Source organism: Empedobacter sp. 225-1 (assembly GCF_030328185.1).
In the GTDB taxonomy this organism is placed as follows: Bacteria; Bacteroidota; Bacteroidia; order Flavobacteriales; family Weeksellaceae; genus Empedobacter; species Empedobacter stercoris.
The window spans coordinates 24578-49094 of the sequence record NZ_JACALO010000013.1; the positions used below are offsets into that span (position 1 = coordinate 24578).

20 protein-coding genes are annotated in these 24517 nt (G+C 31.7%); 9 read left to right on the plus strand and 11 right to left on the minus strand.

Annotation, left to right across the window (positions count from 1 at the left end; all coding sequences use genetic code 11):
- Positions 1-3: 3 nt before the first annotated feature.
- Positions 4-1485 carry an aminotransferase-like domain-containing protein gene (locus HX088_RS05495; protein ID WP_284583757.1) on the minus strand — a complete coding sequence of 494 codons (1482 nt, stop codon included), beginning with the start codon at positions 1483-1485 and terminating at the stop codon, positions 4-6.
- Positions 1486-1568: 83 nt separating this feature from the next.
- Here HX088_RS05495 and HX088_RS05500 point away from each other — a divergent pair, with 83 nt between their 5' ends.
- The 4 genes from HX088_RS05500 to HX088_RS05515 all read left to right on the plus strand — a co-directional run bounded on the left by HX088_RS05500 (position 1569) and on the right by HX088_RS05515 (position 5892).
- The gene (locus HX088_RS05500; protein WP_286483637.1) at positions 1569-3428 is read left to right on the plus strand and encodes a TonB-dependent receptor plug domain-containing protein; all 1860 of its coding nucleotides are present in this window, start codon (positions 1569-1571) and stop codon (positions 3426-3428) included.
- A 127-nt stretch (positions 3429-3555) separates the two neighbouring features.
- Positions 3556-4542, plus strand: coding sequence for a lipoate--protein ligase (lplA, locus tag HX088_RS05505; protein WP_286483638.1), 987 nt, complete (start codon positions 3556-3558; stop codon positions 4540-4542).
- A gap of 135 nt (positions 4543-4677) precedes the next feature.
- Positions 4678-5250, plus strand: coding sequence for a uracil-DNA glycosylase family protein (locus tag HX088_RS05510; RefSeq protein WP_171621771.1), 573 nt, complete (start codon positions 4678-4680; stop codon positions 5248-5250).
- Between the two features lie 39 nt (positions 5251-5289).
- On the plus strand, positions 5290-5892 hold the full coding sequence (locus HX088_RS05515; RefSeq protein WP_171622807.1) for a Crp/Fnr family transcriptional regulator: 603 nt from the start codon (positions 5290-5292) through the stop codon (positions 5890-5892).
- Here the strand turns inward: HX088_RS05515 and HX088_RS05520 are convergent.
- The 8 genes from HX088_RS05520 to HX088_RS05555 form a co-directional block, all read right to left on the minus strand.
- Positions 5882-6286, minus strand: a complete 405-nt coding sequence (locus tag HX088_RS05520; protein WP_225539745.1) for a cytochrome C — start codon at positions 6284-6286, stop codon at positions 5882-5884. The two genes, HX088_RS05515 and HX088_RS05520, sit on opposite strands and share 11 nt — an antisense overlap.
- Before the next feature lie 13 nt (positions 6287-6299).
- Complete coding sequence (locus HX088_RS05525; protein ID WP_260543301.1) at positions 6300-6563, minus strand: hypothetical protein; 264 nt, start codon at positions 6561-6563, stop codon at positions 6300-6302.
- Position 6564: 1 nt separating this feature from the next.
- Entirely contained in the window at positions 6565-7554 is a 990-nt protein-coding gene (locus HX088_RS05530; RefSeq protein ID WP_171622810.1) for a cytochrome c, read from the minus strand.
- Positions 7554-9287: a cbb3-type cytochrome c oxidase subunit I gene (locus tag HX088_RS05535; RefSeq protein ID WP_284583756.1), complete on the minus strand. Its 1734-nt coding sequence runs from the start codon at positions 9285-9287 to the stop codon at positions 7554-7556. Before HX088_RS05535 ends, HX088_RS05530 begins: the two co-directional genes overlap by 1 nt.
- Before the next feature lie 235 nt (positions 9288-9522).
- Positions 9523-10458 (minus strand): phage tail-like protein, encoded by a 936-nt coding sequence (locus HX088_RS05540; protein ID WP_286483639.1) that lies wholly within the window; start codon positions 10456-10458, stop codon positions 9523-9525.
- 534 nt (positions 10459-10992) lie between these two features.
- Complete coding sequence (locus HX088_RS05545; RefSeq protein ID WP_286483640.1) at positions 10993-12096, minus strand: endonuclease; 1104 nt, start codon at positions 12094-12096, stop codon at positions 10993-10995.
- A gap of 92 nt (positions 12097-12188) precedes the next feature.
- Entirely contained in the window at positions 12189-12704 is a 516-nt protein-coding gene (locus HX088_RS05550; protein WP_284583754.1) for a hypothetical protein, read from the minus strand.
- Positions 12705-12723: 19 nt separating this feature from the next.
- The gene (locus HX088_RS05555) at positions 12724-14004 is read right to left on the minus strand and encodes a UDP-N-acetylmuramoyl-tripeptide--D-alanyl-D-alanine ligase (protein ID WP_286483641.1); all 1281 of its coding nucleotides are present in this window, start codon (positions 14002-14004) and stop codon (positions 12724-12726) included.
- 221 nt (positions 14005-14225) lie between these two features.
- Between HX088_RS05555 and HX088_RS05560 the strand changes: the two genes are divergently transcribed.
- A complete protein-coding gene (locus HX088_RS05560; RefSeq protein ID WP_171623622.1) occupies positions 14226-14750 on the plus strand; it encodes a GNAT family N-acetyltransferase in 525 nt (174 codons plus the stop codon).
- Positions 14751-14816: 66 nt separating this feature from the next.
- On the opposite strand, the gene gldJ is transcribed toward HX088_RS05560, so the two are convergent.
- Entirely contained in the window at positions 14817-16451 is a 1635-nt protein-coding gene (gene gldJ, locus HX088_RS05565; RefSeq protein ID WP_449757794.1) for a gliding motility lipoprotein GldJ, read from the minus strand.
- 158 nt (positions 16452-16609) lie between these two features.
- On the opposite strand from gldJ, the gene porU reads away from it, so the two are divergent.
- The 4 genes from porU (at position 16610) to HX088_RS05585 (ending at position 23146) form a co-directional block, all read left to right on the plus strand.
- Complete coding sequence (porU, locus tag HX088_RS05570) at positions 16610-20470, plus strand: type IX secretion system sortase PorU (RefSeq protein ID WP_286483642.1); 3861 nt, start codon at positions 16610-16612, stop codon at positions 20468-20470.
- Positions 20471-20503: 33 nt separating this feature from the next.
- Entirely contained in the window at positions 20504-21703 is a 1200-nt protein-coding gene (porV, locus tag HX088_RS05575; RefSeq protein ID WP_286483643.1) for a type IX secretion system outer membrane channel protein PorV, read from the plus strand.
- A gap of 126 nt (positions 21704-21829) precedes the next feature.
- Positions 21830-22735, plus strand: a complete 906-nt coding sequence (locus tag HX088_RS05580) for a pirin family protein (protein WP_188320091.1) — start codon at positions 21830-21832, stop codon at positions 22733-22735.
- Between the two features lie 9 nt (positions 22736-22744).
- On the plus strand, positions 22745-23146 hold the full coding sequence (locus tag HX088_RS05585) for an OsmC family protein (RefSeq protein ID WP_284583750.1): 402 nt from the start codon (positions 22745-22747) through the stop codon (positions 23144-23146).
- An 81-nt stretch (positions 23147-23227) separates the two neighbouring features.
- On the opposite strand, the gene rocD is transcribed toward HX088_RS05585, so the two are convergent.
- A complete protein-coding gene (gene rocD / locus HX088_RS05590) occupies positions 23228-24460 on the minus strand; it encodes an ornithine--oxo-acid transaminase (RefSeq protein ID WP_188320089.1) in 1233 nt (410 codons plus the stop codon).
- Positions 24461-24517: the final 57 nt, after the last annotated feature.

The window sequence follows — 24517 nt, forward strand, 5'->3', positions numbered from 1 at the left end:
ATTTTATTCAGCTTTTTTTGTGATTTCTTCTTTCAAAATAGTAACAACTTCATCTATTTCTTCAAAATTTAGATGAGCAAATCCTATTCTTATTGCTGTTTGTTTTTTTGTTTGATATAAAATTGTTTGCGGAATAAATAACCCTTTTTTAGCACAATTTCGTTTTAATTCCATCAAATTAATTGATTGATTAAAATTAATCCAAATCGCTAATCCACCTGTTGGTACATTAAAATGAAGATATTGTTCTAATTCAACTTTCAATTTTTTGCAAAAATAATCGCGACGCTCTTGATATGTTTTTCGTAGTTTTTTTAGTATTCGATTGATTTCACCTTCATTAATCATTTCACCTAAAGTTTGTTCTATAAAAGGGTCAACTTGTTGGTCTAAAATAGATAAATGCTTTCGCGCCTCTTCTATAAAATCTTTTGGAGCAACAATAAATCCAATTCGATAGCCTGGCGCAAGGTAATTTCCAAATTTACCCGTGTAAAGTACCATTCCATTCTGATCCGAACTTGCTAATGGAAGAATAGGGTGATTGTTGTAATGAAAATCAAAATCATAATCGTCTTCTACAATTGCAAAACCAAATTCCTGTGAAAGTTGAATCAATTCAATTCGTCTTTGTGAACTTAATGTTACTGTTGTAGGGTAATGATGATGAGGTGTTACATACACAAAACGAATAGTTCGTTGTTCGCACAATGTTCGTAAATCTCTTGTGTCTAAACCAAATTCATCTGTTTTAACTTGAACTATTTTTGAATGTTGTGTCTGAAACATTATATTACTTTTGTAGTAACTAAGATTTGAAACAGCAACATAATCATTTTGTTTTAAGAGAATTTGAGCAATCAAGAAAAGTGAAATCTCTGCACTTCTTGTGACGACTATATTTTCTTTCGAAATATGTAAACCTCTTGTTAAATTGAGATAATTAGCTAAATTTTTTAGAAAATAGTCGTTTTTTGATTGATTTATCTTCGAAATAGAAGTTTTTCGTTTTAAAATTGCCGAATATAATTTTGCTGGAATTTTTAATTCTGCCAATCGATGATCGATGGTTCCATCAGTTAAAAACAATCGTTCGTTAAAGCTTTCGTAAGGATTATCCAATAAAATAGATTGTTCAAAATTAAAACCAGTTTTCTTTGGGTAGGAATTGATTGAAAATTGTGTAGGAATCGTAGTTTTCTGAAATTTTTGAGCAAATTGACTCAAGACATAACTTCCTTTATTAGGAACAATCTCTATCCAACCTTGCGCTTCAAGTTCCTGAAAACTATTGACTATTGTGTTGCGATGTAAATTAAGAATCAAACTCAATTGTCTTGTTCCAAGGAGTTTTGTTCCACTTGGTAAATAACCTAATTGTATTGCTTTTGCCAATTGATTTGCCAATTGTAAATAAATCGGAGTTTCTGAAAATCGATTGATTTCAATAAAACTATTGTAGGGTATTTCAGCCGGACTATTCATTAACTAAAAACTGGTATATCTTGATAGTTCGGAAAGATACTACATTCGCAGCAGTTAAACTAAAAGAACAAAGATTAAGAAGAATGAAAAAGTTTACGCTCGTATTAGCTGTATTAGGCAATAGTGTTTTTGCCCAAATTACAAATGATACAATCGCAATTGGAGAAGTATCTATTTTAGATAATCGTCTAAACACACCACTTTCTAAAGAAAATAGAAATATATATGTTTTAAATAAAACAGAGATTAATAAGTTACCAGCAAAAACAATTCAAGAAGTTTTGCAATATGCATCTGGAATTGATTTACGACAACGTGGTCCGTTTGGTACGCAAGCTGATATTTCGATGGATGGGGGAAGTTTTGAACAAACACTTATTTTGTTGAATGGTGTAAAAATCATGGACCATCAAACTGCGCATAATGCGTTAAATCTTCCTATTCCTATTGAAGCGATTGATCGAATAGAGGTAGTAAGAGGTCCAGCAGCAAGAGTTTATGGAAACAATAGTTTGACTGGTGTTATCAATATTGTAACGAGACAACCAAAGAAAACAGGTCTTTATGCGAATACTTATTTCGGAACGAATTTTAAAAAAGATAGCGAAGATACTGGCGATACATTTACAAGTCGCGGTGTTCAACTTGGAGCTAATTTAGCTAAAGAAACGCATCAACATCAATTGTATGTAAGCCATGATTGGGGGAATGGTTACCGTTACAATACAGCGTATGAGAATAATAAATTGTATTACCAAGGTAACTTCCAATTTGATGAAGAAAATAGTTTGGTTGCATCGTATGGTTATGTGAAAAATGGCTTTGGAGCGAATGGTTTTTACGCATCACCAGGTGATAAAAATTCGAAAGAATTAGTTGAAACCACTTTGGTTAATCTTCAGTCAAAACATAAACTTTCTGATCGAATAACTTTAGCCCCAAAAGTGAGTTATCGTTACAACTTTGATGATTATCGTTATTTTAAGAATGACTTGAATACAGCTCGTTCTAAACACTATTCAAATTCAATTTCTGGAGAAGTAAATTCAACCTATCAATTGAATAAAGGACAAATTGGCGTAGGAGTAGAGTACAGAAATGAACAAATTTCTTCGACAAGTATCAAAAATCATACTCGTGATAATGTTGGTTTTTATGCTGAATACAAAACAGATCTTACACCAAAACTAAATGTAAATGTTGGTACTTATGTTAATTACAATTCACAATATGGATGGCAAGCTTTCCCTGGTATTGATGCAAGCTATGCCATGAATTCTAACTTAAAATTTGTAGTAAATGCAGGTTCAAGTCAGCGAATTCCTTCGTTTACAGATTTATATTTGGATCAACGTCCTGGAAATATTGGAAATCCAAATGTAGAATCAGAAAAGGCATTTCAAACAGAAATTGGTTTCAAATACAATAAGAGAAATTGGAGTTTTAATTCCTATTATTTCTATCGTTCGATTACAGATTTTATCGATTGGGTACGTTTAACAACGAATGAGCCATGGCAAGCACAAAACTTTGGCGATTTGAAAACACATGGTTTTAATACGAAGGTGTCATATTTAGCGAACCTATCAACAAATCAAAGTCTGAAATTCTCATTAAGTTATTCTTATCTTGATCCTACGTTCGAAAATGTAGATGAACAATACAATTCTAAATATAAAATAGAAAGTTTAAAACATCAGTTAATCAATACGATAGATTACTCTATTGGAAGTACTACTATAAGTATCGCGAATCGTTATAATACACGTCAATCCTATAAATCATATTGGATTACTGATGCAAGAATAAGTCATTCGTTCAAGAATAATTTAGGAATTTATTTTGATGCTCAAAATATTTTCAATACCACGTATAACGAAGCAGTAGCTATTCCGTTGCCATCGACTTGGATGAGTTTAGGAGTTAAGTTTACAGGAATTTAAATGATGACAAACATTTAATTCTCTTTTAATAGTTTATATTTTTAAAATGCGGTGAGACAACTTTTTCAGAAAAGTTGTCTCTTTTCTTTCACGGATTTTCTGCCTAACTTTACCAAAATTTTTTCAAATGATTATTATAGATTCTCCTTCTCATGATGCATATTTCAATATAGCTTTAGAAGAATACTTGTTGTACAATTATCCTACAGAAGATATTTTTTTATTATATATCAATGCACCATCTATTATTGTGGGGAAATTTCAGAATACGTTAGCCGAAATCAACTTGGATTATGTGACAGAAAATAGCATAAAAGTGGTGCGTCGTATGTCGGGTGGTGGGGCTGTTTATCATGATTTAGGAAATCTTAACTTTTCGTTCCATACCTTGTTGGGTCAAAATGATTTTATGGATTTTTCGACGTTTACAGCACCTGTTGTTAAGTTACTAAATGAATTAAATGTTCCAGCAAAATTAGAAGGTCGAAACGATTTATTGGTTGATGGTAAAAAGTTTAGCGGAAATGCAAAGTTGGCTCGAAATGGAAAAATGATACAACACGGAACAATTCTTTTTAATTCGGATATGTCTGTTTTAGGCGATGCGTTAAAAATCAATCCTTTAAAATATGTGGATAAAGCAGTTAAATCTAATCGAGCACGAGTGATTAATTTGATTGAATATTTTCCGAATGAAATGACCACTGACGAGTTGAAAGCCTTGTTGATTGATGAAATGTTAACAACAAACGAAGGTTCATCAATTTACAATTTAACACCAAAAGATTTGAATGGTGTTGCAAAATTAATCGAAGAAAAATACCAAACCTGGGATTGGAATTTTGGATTTTCACCAAAATATAATTTCAAAAATGCAAAGAAAATTCCTGCTGGATTTATCGAAGTTCATTTGGATGTAGAACGAGGCGGAACAATAGAACAAGCCAAAATTTTCGGAGATTTCTTTGCTTCGGAACCGATAGAAGATTTGGAGAATAAATTAATTGGTGTAAAACATAATGAAACTGAAATTACGAAAATTTTAAATTCTGTTGATATCACGGCTTATTTTGGAAAAGTAACATTGGAGGAGATTTTAGAATTGTTTAGATAAATAAGGTTCAATTATCCTTTATAATTTCTTTTGTTTTAGCCGTTTAATTTATATATTTTGATACATTTTTAAGCTTTCATAATTTTTAGTTGTAATGGTTTATGATTATCTTTAAATGATATAAATTATAAAAATATGTTTGATGAATTATTAAAAGAGATTAGAGCTTGTAAAGTGTGCGAACCTTTTTTAGCTCTTGGTGCAAATCCAGTAGTTCAGGCAGCTCCTAACTCTAAAATTGTAATTATTGGGCAAGCTCCAGGATTGAAAGTGCATCAAACAGGTGTGCCTTGGAATGACCCAAGTGGAGATCAGTTGCGTAAATGGTTAAATGTAACAAAAGATCAATTCTATAACCCTGAATTGTTTGCATTAGTTCCGATAGGATTTTGTTATCCAGGAAAAGGGAAATCAGGAGATCTTCCACCAAGAAAAGAATGTGCGCCCTTGTGGCATGCGCGTTTATTGGATGAAATGAAAGAAGTTCAGTTGATTTTATTGATCGGTCAATATGCTCAAAAGTATTATTTGAAAGGGAATATGCACAAAAATATTACAGAAAATGTATTGAATTTTAAGGAATATTTACCACGTTATTTTCCATTGCCTCATCCATCACCACGCAATTTTATTTGGATGAACAAAAACCCATGGTTTGTAGAAAATGTATTACCTGAATTAAAAAATAAAGTAAAAAATAGTTTGTAAATAAGTACTTTTAGGTATATTGATAATTTATTTAAAGCTATGATTAATCAAGATTTATTAATCCAATTTGGTGGAGAAATTAGAGATTTAAGAAAAAGTGAAATTATTTTTGAGATAGGTCATTTTCCTTCCTATTATTATCAAGTGTTGGAGGGAAAGGTGAAAATGAATAATTTTTCGGACGAAGGGAAAGAGTTTATTCAGAATATTTTCACTAAAAATCAGAGTTTTGGTGAGCCACCTTTATTTGTAGATGAGCCTTATCCTGCAAATGCAATTGCGGTCACAAAAGGGAAAATAATTCAGATTGCTAAAGATTCTTTTTACGAATTATTGCAATCTCATCCAGAAGTTTCTTTGGCTGTGAACAAGAGTCTTGCTCGTCGTTTGTATTATAAATCGGTGATGGCACCAGAGATTTCTTCTCAAAGTCCCGAACGACGATTAATCAAACTATTGGATTATTTACGAAGTCACAACCAAAATACAGATACAGAATATTTGATTGATTTATCTCGTCAACAATTAGGGGATTTAACCGGATTACGTGTTGAAACTGTTATAAGAACAATCAAACATTTAGAGAAAAAAGGACAGCTCAAAATAAGAGATGGTAAAGTGATTTTGATTGCTAAAGACTAAAATTTTGTATGATATAAAAAGCTGCCCAAGCAACAAATACAATAATAAATACCCAAACCCAAATAGGAATAGTCCTTGGATTTTCGCTCCCTTTAATTATAAAACTTTGATTTTTTCCTGTATCATAGGCGTTGATCATTAGAGGAAGTATTCCATTCACTTTCTCTTGATCAGAAAGTCCTTCTATATGAAGAATTGGTCCATTCGAAACAGTAAACCTGATAAGTTTTAGTCCTTCTTTTTTCTCGAATTTACTAACTATTCTAAGCAGATGTTCACCATCTGTTAATTTTGTTGTATCAAGTTTAAAAGTTACAGGAGGAACCAATTCAGCAATTGGTTTTTCTTCTTCGTCGATGTATAGGTAAACGATTATTTTTTTTTCTTTTGTCATGATTTCTTTTTTCTTAAAATTTTAAAACAATATTTTTGATGTGTTTTTTATCTTTTTCTCCTGGTTTTATAAGAAATTTGAATGAATAGAACAATGTATATAATGTTATAATCGTTATTAGGATAACGATGAACCAATCCCAATTAGATTCGGGACCAGTTCCGTGTGTGAAATCTTGTGTGATTTTTGGTTGTTGAAGTTTACAAGCATCACAAGCCTTTGCATATCCATATCCAAGTAATAATAATAGTCCTATTTTATATTTAATTTGTCTCATTTTATTTGATTTTATCCATTATTTCTTTCACTTCTTCTACTGTTACTTTTTTACCACTGTTACCCCAACTTGCTTTTTCGTAATTTATAATCGCTGTAACATCTTCTGGAGTAAAGCTTGCATTGTCACCTACAGCAGGCATAGAAGCATACTCTGGTCTTGGGTCATATCCTTTCATAATAATGGTGATATACAATTCTAAATTATCCCCCATAACAATAGGACTTCCTTTAAGAGGAGGAAACGCGCCAGGTAATCCCTCGCCATTTGCTTGATGACAACTTGCACAATTGGTACCGAATAACGCTTCCCCATCTGGTAGATTAGTATCGGTAGAATTACCATTCGATTTTTTCTCTTTTTTATATAAAAATTTTACAGGTTCTACATCTTCTGCAAGTTTTACTTGTTGAAGACTTAAGAGATAAGCGACCAAATCTTTCGCATCTTTTGTAGGAACAATTTTTCCTTTGACACCAATTCTAAATTCATCAGGAACATTGACTTCCATTTCTCCTTCGTCAAGAAAATCTTTCGTTGTAAAAAGCCATTTATAAGAAGGCATTACAGATTCGGGAACAACAGCACGAGGATTGTATAAATGCGAATATTGCCATTCCAAACTCGGTTGTTTTTTTCCAATATTAGTTAAATCAGGACCAGTTCGTTCAGTTCCCATTAAAGTAGCCGTATTCTGAAAAAAGTTGATACGTTTATTTCGAGCGTAATCCGCAGCAATACTTGGTCGATCTCCAAAAACTTGATCCATGTCGACATTTCTAATTTGCTGTGTATGGCAAGCAACACAACCTTCTCTGATATAAACTTGTTTTCCATGTGTTTCTTCTGCTGTAGGAGGTTGACTCTGTGGCAATGGTCGATTTATTTTTTCGTTTTTGAAGGCAGGAAGAATACAAATAATTAAGGTAAGAAAAACAAAAAATGCCAATGCCGATGGAAATAGTTTTTTATGATTATTAAAGAAGTCCATTATACTGTAGTTTTATTTGCGTGAATAATATCTAAAAGTTCAGTTGGTGATTCTGGAATTTTTATTTCTTTTTTAGGTTTAATCATTCTATAAAAATTATATGCAAACACAAAATGAGAAATCCACATCATAGTACCACCAATCGCTCGCCATAACCAATAAGGCATCATTGAAATCACTCCATCAAGAAATGGTTTTTTATCCATCCATAATAATCCTTTTTCTGTTGAACCAATCATTAATGAAATAGTATAGACAAGCAAACCTATTAAAGCAAGCCAAAAATGAATACCCACCGTAATACTTGGAGGTTCGTGAGAAGTAATCCTTGGAACAAGTGTGTAGGTAAACGACCATAACATAAATGTGATAATTCCATACATGGTTAAGTGAGAATGCGCAACCGTAAAATCAGTGAAATGCCAAACAAGATTAGTTATTCGAAAGGCTTCAACCGTCCCTTGCATTGATCCTGTAAAATAGAAAATGATGGATACCACATAAAAAGGTAATACATAGCTCAGTTTTAAACGATGCCAAGATCCTCTAATAGTCATCATAAAATTAATACTTCCTGCTGCTACGGGAATTATCATACCTACACTTGCAACAATAGCAATGGTTTGCATCCACCATGGAATGGCACTAAATATAAAATGATGAGTCCCAATCAACGTATAAAATAAAATTTGTGTCCAAAAAGCAAGTATACTTAAGCTGTATGAATAGACAGGACTGTTTAATTCTTGTGGAAGGAAATAGTACATCAATCCAAGGTTAAAAAACATAAACCACATTCCTACACCTTGATGCATATAATACCCTTGCGTAATTGTCTCACCCAAACCGTCTTGCCAGAAAGGGAGGTAGGCTACAAGTAGTATGACAACAACAAACATCATTGCAGAAACAATATACCAATTGGATACGTAAATTTCTTCTGTTTTTCTAGACGAAATGGTTTGAAAATGATTGAAAATACTCAAAAGAATTCCGATAGCAAATAGAAGCATTACTGGCCAAACATATTCTCTATATTCTCCACCGCTATTATTAATACCTGCCATTAAACAAATACTTCCTATTAAGACAGAAGAATTAAGTAATATTAATGAGAGATAAGCAAGGTTTATGCTATATATTTTCGTATTTCCAACACGAGGAATTACATAATATGAAAAACCAACCATCGCAATAGAAGCCCAACCCCAAAACACGATATTGGTGTGTACAGGTCTTAATCTCCCAAAGCTTAGCCAACTTACATGATCAGCATCGGGCGCAACAAATTTTATACCTAAATATTCGCCAATTGTTGTGCCTAAAATAAGCCAAACTATACTACAACCTAAGAACCAAAGGATAATCTTTTTTTCGTTTGTAGGAATTAAGATGCTTTTGCCTTCTTGTCGTTTGCTTTGTAAAAATCGAATATCATGTATTTCATTCATTTGATCCACCAGTCCTCTTGGATCTTCAACGGATGTATTTAACGAAAGTTCATTTCCTAAGAGTTGAAATTCTAATTCTTTTTTCCGTTTTTCAAGTGCAGAAACATCTTCAGGATTCAAGTTTTTTAACTCTCCATAGATTCGTTTAAGCTCTTTTTTTCGCAATACATTCTTAATTAAAGCATTTATTTTTACTAACACAAGAATTAATGCAAAAAATAATGGAATAAAGAGAAGTAATATTGTTAGCTGAAGTCCAGGCTCATTGAGTAAATTATTCATTGTAGATTTTTTTATTGTGATGTAATAAGTTGTACCAATTTAAACCTTATGTGAAAGCAATACCTATGCGTAGAATCATAAGTTTAATTATAATCGTTCTTAGAATAGGTTCTAATTTTTATTATGTAAAATAAAAAACCAGCTTTTCTATTTCTAGAAAAGCTAGCCAGTTTAAATAGGTTAGGTGGTTCTATAACTAAAAACCCTTTTATTGAAAAAAACTATGAAGAAAAATTTAATCCTTAAATAATGAAACCCTTGTTATAGACTCAATTGTAGCAGTAACAGCTTTATTGGCATCTAGATAAAATTCATACCCTCTTCCAGGATCTAAACTTTGATCATCAGCAATTGTATAAAAATAAAAAGTTAGTATACTTCCTGAAGCAGAACCGGCTGGGATTAATTGAATAGAATTAATAATAAATCCTGAGCTAGGGTTTTTCATAATGGCGTTTACTGCTCCAGCAGAATTAGCTCCAGCAGTTAAATTAATTATTAATCGCCATAAATGTACTTGCCCTTTTATTGGGTTTTCTCTAAATTTATTTGACGCTGCTAGATATATATCAGCATCTGTAGGATTTGTGATTGTTTCAGGCCAACTAGTTGTAGGAGAGGGAGCAAATGTTAAAGGAGTTGTATACACAATTTTTTTTGTACCTGTATTAGAAAAACCATTATTTTCCCCAAAAGCAATTTTTTTTGTACCTGTATTAGAAAAACCATTATTTTCCCCAAAAGCAAGTTTTTTTGTACCTGTATTAGAAAAACCATTATTTTCCCCAAAAGCAAGACTAGGTTTAGTTCCATTTAGCCCACCATCTATTCTTACTACACCATCATTTCCTGCTGCTGAGCTTGTTGTTACAAACAGTTGTCTCCAAAGTGTCCCATCCCAAAATTCAAAACGATTTTCAGATGTATTAAAAATTAAAGTTCCTACCGTTAAATTAGGATTTACAACTCCAGCTGGTGGAACAGTATTGACATCGTTATCAGCTAACGACGTATTTCTTTCGGTTTCTGTAAGTCTGGGAATAAGAATTCCTTTGTCTGTAGAAGAAATGTCGAGTATTGTTGCTGAGTTTGGTGTGCTTGTACCAATTCCAACTTGCGCTTTTGATTGAGACCATCCCAATATAATCAAAAAAAGTATAAATTTTCTCATTTATATAAATTTAAGTTATGTTTATAGTTTTGATTATTTTATTGGAATTTTCAAAATAAATAACTGCTATTAATAAAGTATAATTTGTTTATTTCGTTTTCTGTTACGAATTTATCAATTATTGAATTACGTTGAATAAAATTGAGGGGGACAAAAGGTGGACAAAATAGATTATAATTAATTTTTTATCATTTAAAAATTAATTAATAGATATTTAATGTGTTGATTATAATAGTGTTGAGTTTAAATAATAGAGAATGTATAAATTACGTTTTATGGATATTGAATTCTTTCATTTATAATGTTATTATGAACGATTTAGTTGATGATTGAACTAAATAATAATTAGTTTATCAAAAATATAATTCTAATCCATTCAAATCTATTTTATTTGTTATAAAACAATATACAAGTATTGTAGAACTACTGATTTTGGTATGATAAAAATAAAAGATTATTTCATATTTTTCAATTATTAAAAAATCCTTCACTTTTTCTGCGAAGGATTTGTATGTTGAACGTTTGACTGTTTTGTTATTTGATTACAACTCGTTTGTTAATTTCCATTTGTGACCCAACTACTTTAATTATATAAACTCCTGGATTTTTAAAATTTACTTCAACTTCTTTTTGATTAGCAGAATTTTGAACTTCATTAATCAATTGCCCATTAAAATTAAAAACCGAAATTTTTTGAATTGATTTTGCATTATTTTCAAGTTTAATAATTACAGAACGAGTTGTTTTATTATAAACCGAGATATCATCACGTTTTTGGTATTCAAAATCTCCTGTTCCTAAGTTATATCCCCAAACTTTTTCTACAAATTCTGGATGGTCTACATAAGGATTTCTATTTTTTTGGTACCTGTACACAATATTATTAATGTCTTTTTCACGATCAGAAACTGGATCATTTAAATGCCAAGTTATTAATATTTTTAAGAAAGTATCTGTGAAAACTTTATCTTTTGATCCATTGAACATCGCATATTTCCAATTCTGAATGCCATTTCCTTCGTATCGTGTTGCGAAATAAAAATAAGCACGAGCGATATCTCCCTTAAATTCATCTATCGGTTCGAAAACTGTACCAGAATATCCGTATGAATAACCAGAATTTAGATTATTCCCTAATTTCGAGCCATTTTGAGAAGTTTTATCTATAGTTCCTACAACTCCGTGAGGATAATTACTTCTCATTCCATTTACTACACCATCTGTTGGCCATATATGTAAAGGGTCAGATACCATAGGTGATGCCTTACTAAAAACACTCTGTGGAATTAAATGTTCTCTATTATAACAATCTCCTTCATATTTGTAATTTCCACATTCTTTCTGACCAGGTGTATAATTATAAGGATCAGTACCTGTTGGGTTTTCTGAATAAATGTCTAAAATTGAATTATCTTTTTCATAATATTTATCTTGAAAACCATTATCAGAATCATTTTGTCTATATAACCCTTTTAGAGCATCATAGCTTTTTGTACTATGATTTTTAATAATATTATATAGTTGTGTTTTTAAGGTATAACCACTACCTGTTGCATTGTCATAGTAATTAGCAGGAGCTTGAGCAAAAAGATTTGTTCCAACTAAAAACAGACTAAATTGTAAAACTATTTTTTTCATATTGAATGATTTAAAAAGAGAGCTAAGTTACAAAAAAATAGCTTTACTCTCTTAATTATATTTTATTAAAAGGTTAACATCAAGCTATTAAGCTAATTCGAATAAGACTTATAGATGAATAAAGAATCCTGAATTTGCTTGTTTAATAAATTATATAAATCTGGTTGATTAATAGAAACACTAGCCATAGATTTTAATCTTTTTTTTAAATTGTTAGAGTTTAATAAAAATTTTGAACGATAAGAATTTTTATCCATTACTTTTTTAGCTTGAAGTTCTTCAAAGTCTTTTCTTATTTTTCGGGCGTATAGCTCAGAAAGATCAAATTGTAATTGCATTTCATTTAAAATTCCTACATGTTTTATCGAAATCCAAGAATTAATTTCATCAAAACGATTAAAAACTTTTACTTTCGGAATTTCTCCATCCGTTTCAGCAATTTGCCATCCTAATTTCGAATCAAGAAAACCTTGTGGTATTTTTGTTTGAAAAGGCTTCTTTTTAAAGTTTTCGTATTTCAATCTTTCATTTTTATTCCAATCAATAATGCTTTGTGAATGAACATAAGACAACGATAAAATGAAGGAAATGATGATTGATTTATACATAGGTAGTAGCATTTTGCAATTAGATATTCTCAAGTAAGTCAAGTCTCATGCCATGAGAACCTTTTATTAAAATATTTTTAGTTTTAATAGGATTATCAATCAAATATTTTTCGAAAGCTTTGCGATCTTCAAATTTTTTAACGTTCGGATTTGTTGTAATTGTTTCAGAAAAATGATGTCCTAAAATAAAGATTTGATCAAAGTTTAAACGTTCAGCCAAGTCTAAAACACGTTGATGTTCTGTCTTAGCTTCATCACCAAGCTCGAACATATCACCAATTATAATTGTCTTAGAACCTTCAAATTTGACAAAATTATTGAGTGAAGCTTCCATACTACTTGGATTTGCATTATAAGCATCCATCACAATTTTATAATTTTCTTTATTGATAATTTGCGAACGATTATTTGAAGGAAAGTAATTTTCGATTCCATTTTTGATTGATTCAGCATCTATTCCAAAATATTGACCAATAGCAATCGCACATGAAATGTTACTAAAATTATAATTTCCAGTCAAATGAGAATGAATATCTAAATTTTTGTATTTAACAGCAAGGTATTCCGTTTTGTTTTCGATTAATTCGATTTGTACATCTGTATTATTCTGATCAGAAAAAGTGATTCGGTTAATATCGGCAGTTTTTTCTACTTGAATAGGATCGTTATAATTGACAAATGCAGTTTTTTTATTTGCTCTAAGAAAATCATACAATTCAGATTTTCCTTTAATCACGCCTTCAATTCCACCGAAACCTTCTAAATGAGCTTTTCCAAAGTTGGTGATATAACCGAAATCTGGTTGAGAAATAGAGGCTAACAATTCGATTTCCTTTTGATGATTTGCACCCATTTCAATCACAGCGATTTCTGTATCTTCTGGAATAGATAATATCGTTAAAGGAACACCAATGTGGTTATTCAAATTTCCGAATGTATAATGCGTTTTAAACTTCTCTTTCAAAACAGCCGAAATTAATTCTTTTGTTGTTGTTTTTCCATTAGAACCTGTCAAACCAATAAATGGAATTTGAAGGTGTTTTCGGTACATTCTTGCTAAGTCTTGTAGAGTTTCTAAAGCATTGTGAACTAAAAAAATATTTTGATTGTTATTTTCATATTCTTTTTCATCTACAATTGCCAACATTGCACCTTGATTTATAGCTTCTTGTGCAAATGTATTTCCGTTGAAATTTGCCCCTTTTAAAGCAAAAAAGATACAATCTTTTGAGATGTTACGTGTATCTGTCGTAACGTTTTTCGATTTTAGAAATTGTTCGAATATTTCTGCTGTATTCATGTAATCTAAATAAAATAGAAGATAAATTTCTTTTGCAAAATTGACAAAGAAATAATTGTTATTGTTCTGTACAAATATAAAATATATTGAATCGTTTTTGTGATTTAAAAGAAGTATTTTACGATAATTGCAAAATATTTGATGAGATAAATCTTGGTGTAGTTTATTTATCTGGTTTAATTGTTATATTGAAAAATTACTGCTTGCATTTTAATTAAAGAATGAAAATAAAAGAGATTACTATAGATAATTTAGAAACAGAACGTTTGCTTCTCGTGCCATTTACAATTGATATTTGCGAAGATATGTTGTACAATGATTATCGTATTTTAGAAGAGAAGGGGTTTCTAAAAGGAAAAGATTGGCCCGATCAAGATATGATGGATACAATACCTAAGATTATTCAAAAATTGTTAATCCATAATTATGTTACGGGGTTTGAATCGTGGATGATTATTAAAAAGGATACAAAAGAAATAATTGGTGATGTAGGTTTTAAAGGTTTTAATGCAGCGGATGAAAATGTGGATATTGGTTATGGAATAATAAGAGAGGAGAGAAGGAAAGGTTATGCAGAGGAAGCGTGCACAGAATTGATTAGATGGGCATTTTCTCAAGAAATAGTGAAAGAGGTAACAGCAAAATCTTTCTCAGATAATTTTAAATCAATTAATCTTTTGAAGAAACTTGGTTTCGAAAAAGTAGTAGAACATAATGGTTTTACATATTGGTCTTTAACTCAATAAAAGCTAATTATATAAATAAGAAAACTCGGTTATTAACCGAGTTTTCTTATTTATATAAAAGGATATTTATCCTCTACGTTTACGCTTAGATTCGAAGCTACCTGTATATTCTTGAGCTACACGGAAACCAATCCAGTTTGTTGCACTTGCTTGGTGTAAATAACGTCTTTGTCCAGCATCTATCCAATAGATAGGGTCTTTCCAAGAACCTCCTTTTACAACACGTGTTTCATCAGAAATATCAGAAGTACGATTTGTTGTATCTTTTTCTAATATAACGCGACCTTTTTCGTCTACTGTAAATTTACGTTGAGGAGCATTATACATATCTTCTGTCGCCTGATCAGCAGATCTACCGTCTTCAACTCTTGGGTTAAGAGAAGAGTTAGGATCACCATCACGATAATTTGTCAAATCGTATTGTGTTTGTTTTTTATATGCGCCAGGTAAACCTTTGTAAACTAATTTACCATTGTCTAATGTATCGTATTCTACGTTTGTTTCGTCATATTTTTCAAATCCGCCAACTCCGTTATCGATATTCGTTTTGAAAACATTACCACGGTAATAGTTGAAGTCATTTGCTTCTTCGTCAATAATTGGACGATAAACATCAGAAACCCATTCTGCAACGTTACCTAACATACCATATAGACCAAAATCATTTGATGGATATTTACGAACATCACTTGTAATAGCAGAACCATCGTTTCCAAATCCTCCAATACCTGAATAATCTCCACGACCTTGTTTGAAGTTATCTAAATATTGACCTCTTTGCGCTCCTTTTGTTACTCTTAAATTATTTTGAGCAACTTCTTTTCCTTTGTATTCGTTGTATTCACGGTTTCCAGGTAAAGCTAAAGCTGCATATTCCCATTCAGCCTCAGTAGGTAAACGGAAAGGTTGAACTTCTAAAGAACCTGTTGCACGATTTGCTTTTAGGATACGAGAGTTTTGAGTTTTAATTTGATTCGCTCTCATAATTTTAGTCGAATCAATAGCTTCATTTACATTCGTGTCGCCTAACTTATATTGTTCTGCATTGAATGTTTTGTTTCCGTAATTGTATTCTTCGTTATTATAGTAATCTTTTGATAAGATTCCTTTGTTCATCAAGGCTTTTTCGTTAGCACGATCTGTTAACCAATCACAATAGTTTACTGCTTGCAACCAAGAAATACCAACTACAGGGTAGTAGCTAAACTCTGGTGAAAACAAGTAATTTTCTGTCGAGAAATCATCTCTTGATAATTGATTATTGAATACCGTTTCGTCTGGTAAGGCTCCATTATAGATATCCTTGTACTGCGTGTCTTCTGGTGGGAAAACAACTTTTAGCCAAGTTAAGTATTCTTTGTATTCGTAGTTTGTAACCTCAGTTTCACCAATGAAGAAAGATTTTACTTGCATACGAACAGGAGAATTATTCCAGTCGTGTAACACATCATCTTTCGTGATTCCCATTGTAAAAGACCCACCTTCGATGAAAACCATTCCAGGCCATGCTTTAATGTTTTCTTTCTTTTTACCCGAAAAAAACCAACCTTTACTATCGTTTGGTTTCCAACCTGTACGACTTGTGAAATTTTTTGTTCCACCTCCTTTTTTCTTACCTGAACTACTTGCACAGCCTACAAATACACTCATTGTAATGGCTGCAAGCGCAAGAGAAAAAATACGTCCTTTATTCATTTTCATAGAATATTTCTGGTTTTCAAATATTAAATTTAATGCAAATAAAAGCATTTGACATTAATCTTACAACGAAAAAATGCTTTATTTCTTGTATCTAACGTAAGAATTATTTTTTTATTTTACGATTGAAAATATATTTGCCAAATTAGCGTTTAACAGACATGAAGAAATATTTTATTTTAGTCGCAACTTTGCTACAATTTCCTCAATTGTTTAGTCAAAATTATAAAATAAATTGGGAGAACAATCAAACAATTTCTTTGACGAATGGAAATAAAGTGAATGTTCCTTATTTTTCGAATAAAGATAATTATTTTGTTGGGGGATACTTTCTTCCAGAATTTGTGGTTGAATTAAATTCACTTAATCAAGAAGTTGAATTGACGAATGTACAATATAGAGAAGTACAAAACGAATTGATTGATTTGGATACATCTTCTATTTCAGATAAAATTAATTTTTCTTCATATAATGTAAATGATAAAAATGGACAACAAAAACTAATTGTAAAAGTTGTTCCTTTTGTAAAACAGAATAATAAATTTCTGAAAATTGAATCGTTTTCTATCGTACAAAAACCAATTTCTTCTCAACGAAAATCAGGTACAAGATTTATTGATAATTCAACTTCAAGTGTTTTGAAAACTGGAGATTGGTATAAAATAAAAGTTTCGAAAGATGGTGTTTTTAAACTAGATAGAAATTTCTTTACGAAGAATGGAATTCCGACCAATTTCAATCCGAAATCTTTAAAGATTTATGGAAATGGTGAAGGTCGATTGATGGAAAATTTGACTTTAGATAGAAAAGGAGCTTTAAATGAAATTCCGATCAAATTTGTTGGTGGAGATGACGGAAGTTTTGATAACAATGATTACGTTTTATTTTATGCAAAAGGTCCGCATCAATGGTATAGAGATAATACCACAACTTTAAGTAATGTAAAACTTCGTTATAATTTATATGATGAATCAGCCTATTATTTTATAAGTTTTAATGGAAGTGATGGGAAACGTGTGCAAAATAGTTCACTAACTGGTTCACCTGTTAAAACATTTTCGACATTTGATCATTTACAATTTCACGAAAAAGATTCAATTAATCTAAATGGTCTTGGACAAATTTGGGTTGGAGAAAATATTGGATTAAAAGATGGTTTTAAAAAAACATTCAAAGCAAATTCTATTGTAAATGGAGGTGAAGCATATTTACGTTACGCTGTTGTAGGGAAAAATTCTAATAATAATTATTCTATAAATGCTAATGGTCAAATATTTACTGGGAGTTTAGGAAATTCGGAGTTTAACAGAACTGAAGATGATAAATCTATTACTTTAAACTCAAATACAATTGATATTTCAGTTTCGTCTGTAGGAAGTAATCCCTCTGGTTTAGGTTTTTTAGATTATTTACAACTTCGTTTCAAGGATAATTTAGTATATAATAATGAACAGTTTACGTTTAGATTTTTATCTGACTATTCTAATCCAATGAATGCATTTACATTACAAAACTCTTCAAATGTTAATGTTTGGAATGTTTCTAATATTCATCAAATTTCAAATCTTCAGCCAGAAAGCGGTTCTTATAAATTTGAGAATTCGCCACAAAATGAGTTTGTAGCTTTTCGAGATGAAAATGCTTATAATGATGCAAAATTTGTAGGTCGTGTTGCGAATCAAGATATACGTAGTTTAGTTGATATAAATTATGTTGTGATTACGCACCCAAAATATTTGGATCAAGCACAACGTTTGGCAAATTTCAGAAAAGAACATGATAAAATAAATACTGCTGTTGTAACAACAGACCAAGTTTACAATGATTTTTCATCTGGAAGTCAAGATCCAATTGCGATTCGAGATTTTTTAAAGTTTTTGAAAGATAATCAAAGTCCAAACTTAGAATACGCAGTATTATTTGGTGCAACAACGTATGATCCTAAGAATAGAATAAAAGATTTTACGAATTACATTCCAACGTTTACAGACGAACCTTCAACAAATATAAACGAAGCTATTGCAACAGATGATTATTTTGCGATGTTAGATAACAATGTAAAGATGTTATCAAATAATGTAGAGGGAGTTTATAATTACGATGCAAATTGGTTTAATATAGCTGTTGGTCGAATTCCTGCATCAAATTCTCCAGAAGCGAAAGTTTTAGTGGATAAAATCATTTCTTATTATGATAAAGTTCAAGGAAAAGGAACTTCATATGGAGATTGGCGTACAAAAGTTGTTGCAGTTACAGATAACGATGATAATGTTAATACTCCAAATTTTGACGTTTCTATTGATGGTGAGTTTACTAAAAAAGAAAATCAAATTTATACGGTAAACAAAATATACACAGGTGCTCATCAACCCGAAGGTACATCGGCAGGTGTTCGCTACCCAACGGTTAATCAGGCGATATTAAATGGAATTGAATTAGGCTCTAATTTCTTGATGTATTATGGACATGGAGGTCCACGAAGTTGGGCACAAGAACGTATTATTACCGCAGAAGAATTAACAGGTTTGTCTAATTTTAGTGCTGCTTATTCGCGATTACCTATTGTATGTACTGTTACTTGTGATTTTACGATTTGGGATTTACCACAATATAATTCAGCAGGTGAAATGATGTTGAAAAATATAAATGGAGGGGCATTGTCAATGATTACAACAAACCGTCCTATTGGAACAGGATATGGAGATACAATGAATCAGTATTTGATTCAAGAATTTTTCAAAAAGGATGGTTTAGAAAATCAAACGATAGGAAAAGCGCTAAATCAAGCTAAAATTAGTTATTCTCCTTCTCATCGTAATCACAAAAGTGTTAGTATTTTGGGAGATCCTATGTTAGCTATTCATCGTCCGCAACAAGAGATTGAAATTTTAAGTATCGAAAATAAAAAAGGTGTAGATATTTTAGGAGGAGGAAAATTACAAGCCTTAGATTTTGTAACGATTAAAGGAAAGGTCAATCAACTTACTTCAACTTCTATTGACAATACTTTTTCAGGAAAAATAGCGGTAAGCCTTTTTGAGAAAGAGGAAATAAAAACCTTGTTAAGTGAATCTACTCATAATGGAAAAACGTTCAAAACAGAAAATAAAACAATTTATAAAGGAACGGGAAAAGTAGTAAATGGAGAATTTACGATTCAGTTTTATGTGCCGAAAGATATCAATTACGAGCTAGGAGATCGAAAATTAAAATTTTATGCGTGGGACGAAAAAGATGGAAAAGACGCCTCTACATTAGAAACAGTTTCTATAGAAGGTATTAATGAGGAAGGTCTTGATGACGATGAGCGTCCACAAGGAAAATTGTATATGAACAATTTAAATTTTGCCAATGGTGGAATTACAGATCGTTCGCCTTATTTGGTTGGTTGTTTGACAGATAATACAGGAATTAATGCAACAGGATCGAGTATTGGGCATGATATTGTAGCAACAATAGATGGTAAAGTTCAAGACGCATATGTGTTAAACGAATATTATGACGGTGGTGATGCAAATCCATGTATCAATAAAGATTTCGAAGATTATCAGAAAGGTCAAGTTATGTATCAATTAAAAAATTTAGAACTTGGTCAACATACCGTAAATCTTAAATTTTGGGACATCAACAATAATTCGAATACTGCAACGTTAGACTTTGTAGTAATGGAAAATGGAACGGGACAATTGCATATTGATAAATTACTAAATTGGCCTAATCCATTTACAAAGAATACCTTTTTCCATTTCGAACACAACTGTGATTCTGAGTTAGATGTAATGGTTCAGATTTTTACCATTTCGGGTAAATTAGTCAAAACACTACGTCAAACCGTTTCTGCAGAACCTTTCCGAGAAGGATATCGTACAGGAAAATATGCGATAGAATGGGATGGTTTAGATGATTTTGGAGACAAAATAGGAAAAGGTGTTTATATTTACAAAGTCAATGTAAAAGGTGTTGACGATACCGTATGTAAAGGTTCAGCAGCAGCAGTTGAAAAATTAGTTATTTTAAAATAATAGAAAAATAAAAATATAATCAATATAACACGAATGAAAAAAATTACCGCAAGCTTATTGATTTTAGCATCGGCTTTTACCTATGCTCAAGATACAGGAAGTAATAATACAGATAAAGATTATACAAAATCAAATCCAGTTTTAACGGGAGCACCATTCTTAAAAATTTCGCCTGATGCACGTGCAGGTGGTTTAGGAGATCAAGGTGTTGCGACATCGGCGGATAACTATTCTCAGTATTGGAATGCTGCTAAATTTGCTTTTGCACCAGATTACTCTGGAGTAGCGTTCACCTATACGCCATATATGAATTCATTAACAAACGATGTTTTCTTGTTAAACGCCTCTTACTATACTTTTTTAGGACAAGATGAACGTAGTACATTAGGTGCAAGTATCTACTATTTCAATATGGGTGAAATCGAACTAAATGAACTTGTCGGAACAGATGTTGTATCTACGGGTATGGCTAAACCAAATGAATTCTCAATCGACTTATCGTATGGTTTACGTTTAACAGATAACTATTCGATGGCAGTTACAGGTCGTTTTATTCGTTCAGACTTATTTAACGGAGTAAATGAAGCAGGTGTTCAAGCTGCTAATACTTTCGCGGTTGATTTAGCTGGTTATTACCAATCAGAAACAATGGATACAAATAATTTTGAAGGTAAATTACGTGGAGGTTTCCAAATTTCTAATATTGGTCCTAAATTAGATTATTCAAATTCAGAAGAGAACGCATCTTATTTGCCAACAACATTACGTTTAGGAGTTGGGTATGATTTCAAATTTGATGATTACAATAAAGTAGGTATCACAACAGAGTTTTCTAAATTATTAGTACCAACACCTCAATATGAATATGATGAAGAAGGGAATATAACAAATAGTTACATCCCAAATAAAGGTGTGATGGACGGTATCTTTAGTTCTTTTGGTGATGCACCGGGAGGAGGAAGCGAAGAATTAAAAGAAATTACGTATTCAGTTGGTGCAGAGTATTCTTACAACGATGCTTTATTTATTCGTGCAGGTTATTTCCACGAAAGCCCAATGAAAGGGGATCGTCAGCATTTAACATTAGGTTTAGGGCTTAAATACAATGCTTTTGCATTTAATGCTTCTTACTTAATTCCAATGTCAGAAACGAACAACGCCTTAGAAAATACATTACGTTTTGGTATTGCGTGGAACTTTGGAGGAGAAACTCAAAACAGTTACGATTACTAAAATCGTTAATATAAAGTTATAAAAGAGGTTAGCTATTGGCTAACCTTTTTTTATTTATTAACTTAAATCAAGTTTTAAAAGCAGGATTAAAACTAATTTTACATCAATTAAAAAACTAAACTTATTATGTCTAACGTTGGATTAATTTTAGAAGAAAAAGCGGCTGATATAGGAAATTTTTTGGTAGGTAGGTTATTACCATTTCGTCAAAAAAGACATGTCGGACCATTTGTATTTATCGACCATATGGGACCAACAAAGCTGAAAGATTATCAAAATCTTGATGTTGGACCGCACCCACATATTGGTTTATCAACTTTGACGTATTTGTTCGAAGGTGCAATTATGCATCGCGATAGTTTAGGAACCGAATTGGAGATAAAACCTGGAGCAGTAAATTGGATGACAGCAGGAAAAGGTGTGGTGCACTCGGAGCGCACACCCGAATATTTACGTACAACAGATAAAACGCTTCACGGTTTACAAATTTGGGTAGCACTCCCAAAAGAATTAGAAAATATGGAACCGAGTTTTACACATGTTGATGCAGAAAAACTACCAACTTGGTCAGATGACAATGCAGATTACAGATTGATTGCGGGGAAATTTGGTGAGCACAAATCTGCGGTACCTGTTTATTCGCCAATGTATTTAATCGAAATTAAAGCGAAAAACACCTTCAATGTCTCGTTAGGAAAAGATCTTTTTGGAGAATCTGCGTTGTATGTTTTAGAAGGTTCTATAAAAGATGCAGGTGAAATCTATGGGACGAAACAATTATTGGTTGCCAAAGATGCTAAATTATGTGAATTTGAAATTGAAGCAGGTTCAACGGTTTATATTTTTGGAGGTGAAGAATTACCAGAAGAACATTTTATTTTTTGGAATTTTGTGAGTTCTTCAAGAGAAACGATCGAAAAAGCAAAAGAAGATTGGGTGAATCACCGATTTCCAAAAGTACCAGGAGATGACGATTATGTGCCAATGCCACAAGCACAAAAGAATTCAAGAATTAAAGGAAATGAAAAATAAATAAATAAAATGAGTGAAGTGAATGTGACGTCGACTTCGACGGATAAAAATTATATTTCAAAAATAAAATCAGGTAAGCACGAATTTACAGTTGATGAACCAATTGATAAAGGAGGTTTGGATACTGCTGCAAAACCAAGTGAATTGTTAGGCGCTGCTTTGGCTTCTTGTACATCGATTACATTGCAAATGTATATGAATCACAAAGAATTTCCATACAAAAAAGTGGAGGTTGATGTGAATTATGATTTGATTACAATCGAACCAATAACATTTCATCGTCACGTAATTATCGAAGGTGATTTTGATGAAAAACAGCAATCAAGATTATTAAAAGTTGCAAATTCTTGTCCAATACACAAAATCTTAGATAAAGGTCACGAAATTGAAACGACAATAGAATTCATTTAGAAATAAAGACTCCTTCTATTAACTGACTCAAAAGCGTCTAACTTTTTAGTAATGTAAAAGAAGGAGTCTTTTTATGCTATATTATTTGTTAAACTCTTCTGCGGTTTTACGAATAATCGCTAAACATTCGTGCAATTGTTCTTCGTTCATCACAAGAGGAGGAGCGAAACGAATGATGTTTCCGTGTGTAGGTTTAGCCAATAAACCGTTATCTTTCATTGCAACACAGAAATTCCATGCTGTTTCAGATTCTGGCGTATCATTGATCAAAATAGCATTTAATAAACCTTTACCACGAACCGATTTGAATAAAGGAAATTCTTCAGCCATTTTAGTGATTTCTGTTCTAAAAATTTGACCTAATTTTTCTGCGTTATCAGCTAATTTTTCGTCTAAAACAACTTGTAAAGCTTCCATTGCAACCGCTGCAGCCAAAGGATTTCCACCGTAAGTAGAACCATGTTGTCCTGGTTTAATCACATTCATCACTTCATCATTTGCTAAAACAGCAGAAACAGGATAAACTCCACCCGATACAGCTTTACCTAAAATTAAGACATCAGCATTAATATTTTCATGATCAATCGCTAACATTTTTCCTGTACGAGCAATTCCTGTTTGGATTTCATCTGCAATAAATAAAACATTATGTTGTTTACATAATTCTTCACAAGCTTTTAAATATCCTTCAGAAGGAACATTAACACCAGCTTCACCTTGAATAGGCTCTACTAAGAACCCACAAATTTTGTCAGCTTTTTCTTCAAATAATTGTTTCAAAGCATTTACATCATTGTATTCAACGGCTTCAAAACCACTTGTATAAGGATTGAAGTTTTTACGCGCATCTTCATCATTCGAAAAAGAAATAATAGTTGTTGTACGTCCATGGAAATTGTCTTTACATACAACAATAATTGCTTCACCAGTTGCAATTCCTTTCTTCTCATACCCCCATTTACGAGCAATTTTTAGAGCAGTTTCAACAGCTTCAGCTCCCGTGTTCATAGGAAGTACTTTCTCGAAACCGAACAATTCTGTTAGAAATTTTTCATATTTTCCAAGTTCAGCATTGTAAAAAGCACGAGAAGTTAACGTTAATTTTTCTGCTTGTTCTTTTAATCTATTAATAATTCGAGGATGACAATGTCCTTGATTGACAGCTGAATAAGCAGATAGGAAATCGAAATATTTTTTTCCATCTACGTCCCAAACGTAAACTCCTTCTCCTTTTTCCAAAACTACTGGAAGCGGATGATAGTTATGAGCTCCGTATTTTTCTTCTAATGCAATTAATTCTGATGTTCTTTCCATGTAATAATTTGTTTTTGTTTGTATGTTATTATCTATAAAAAAACCGACAAATGATAG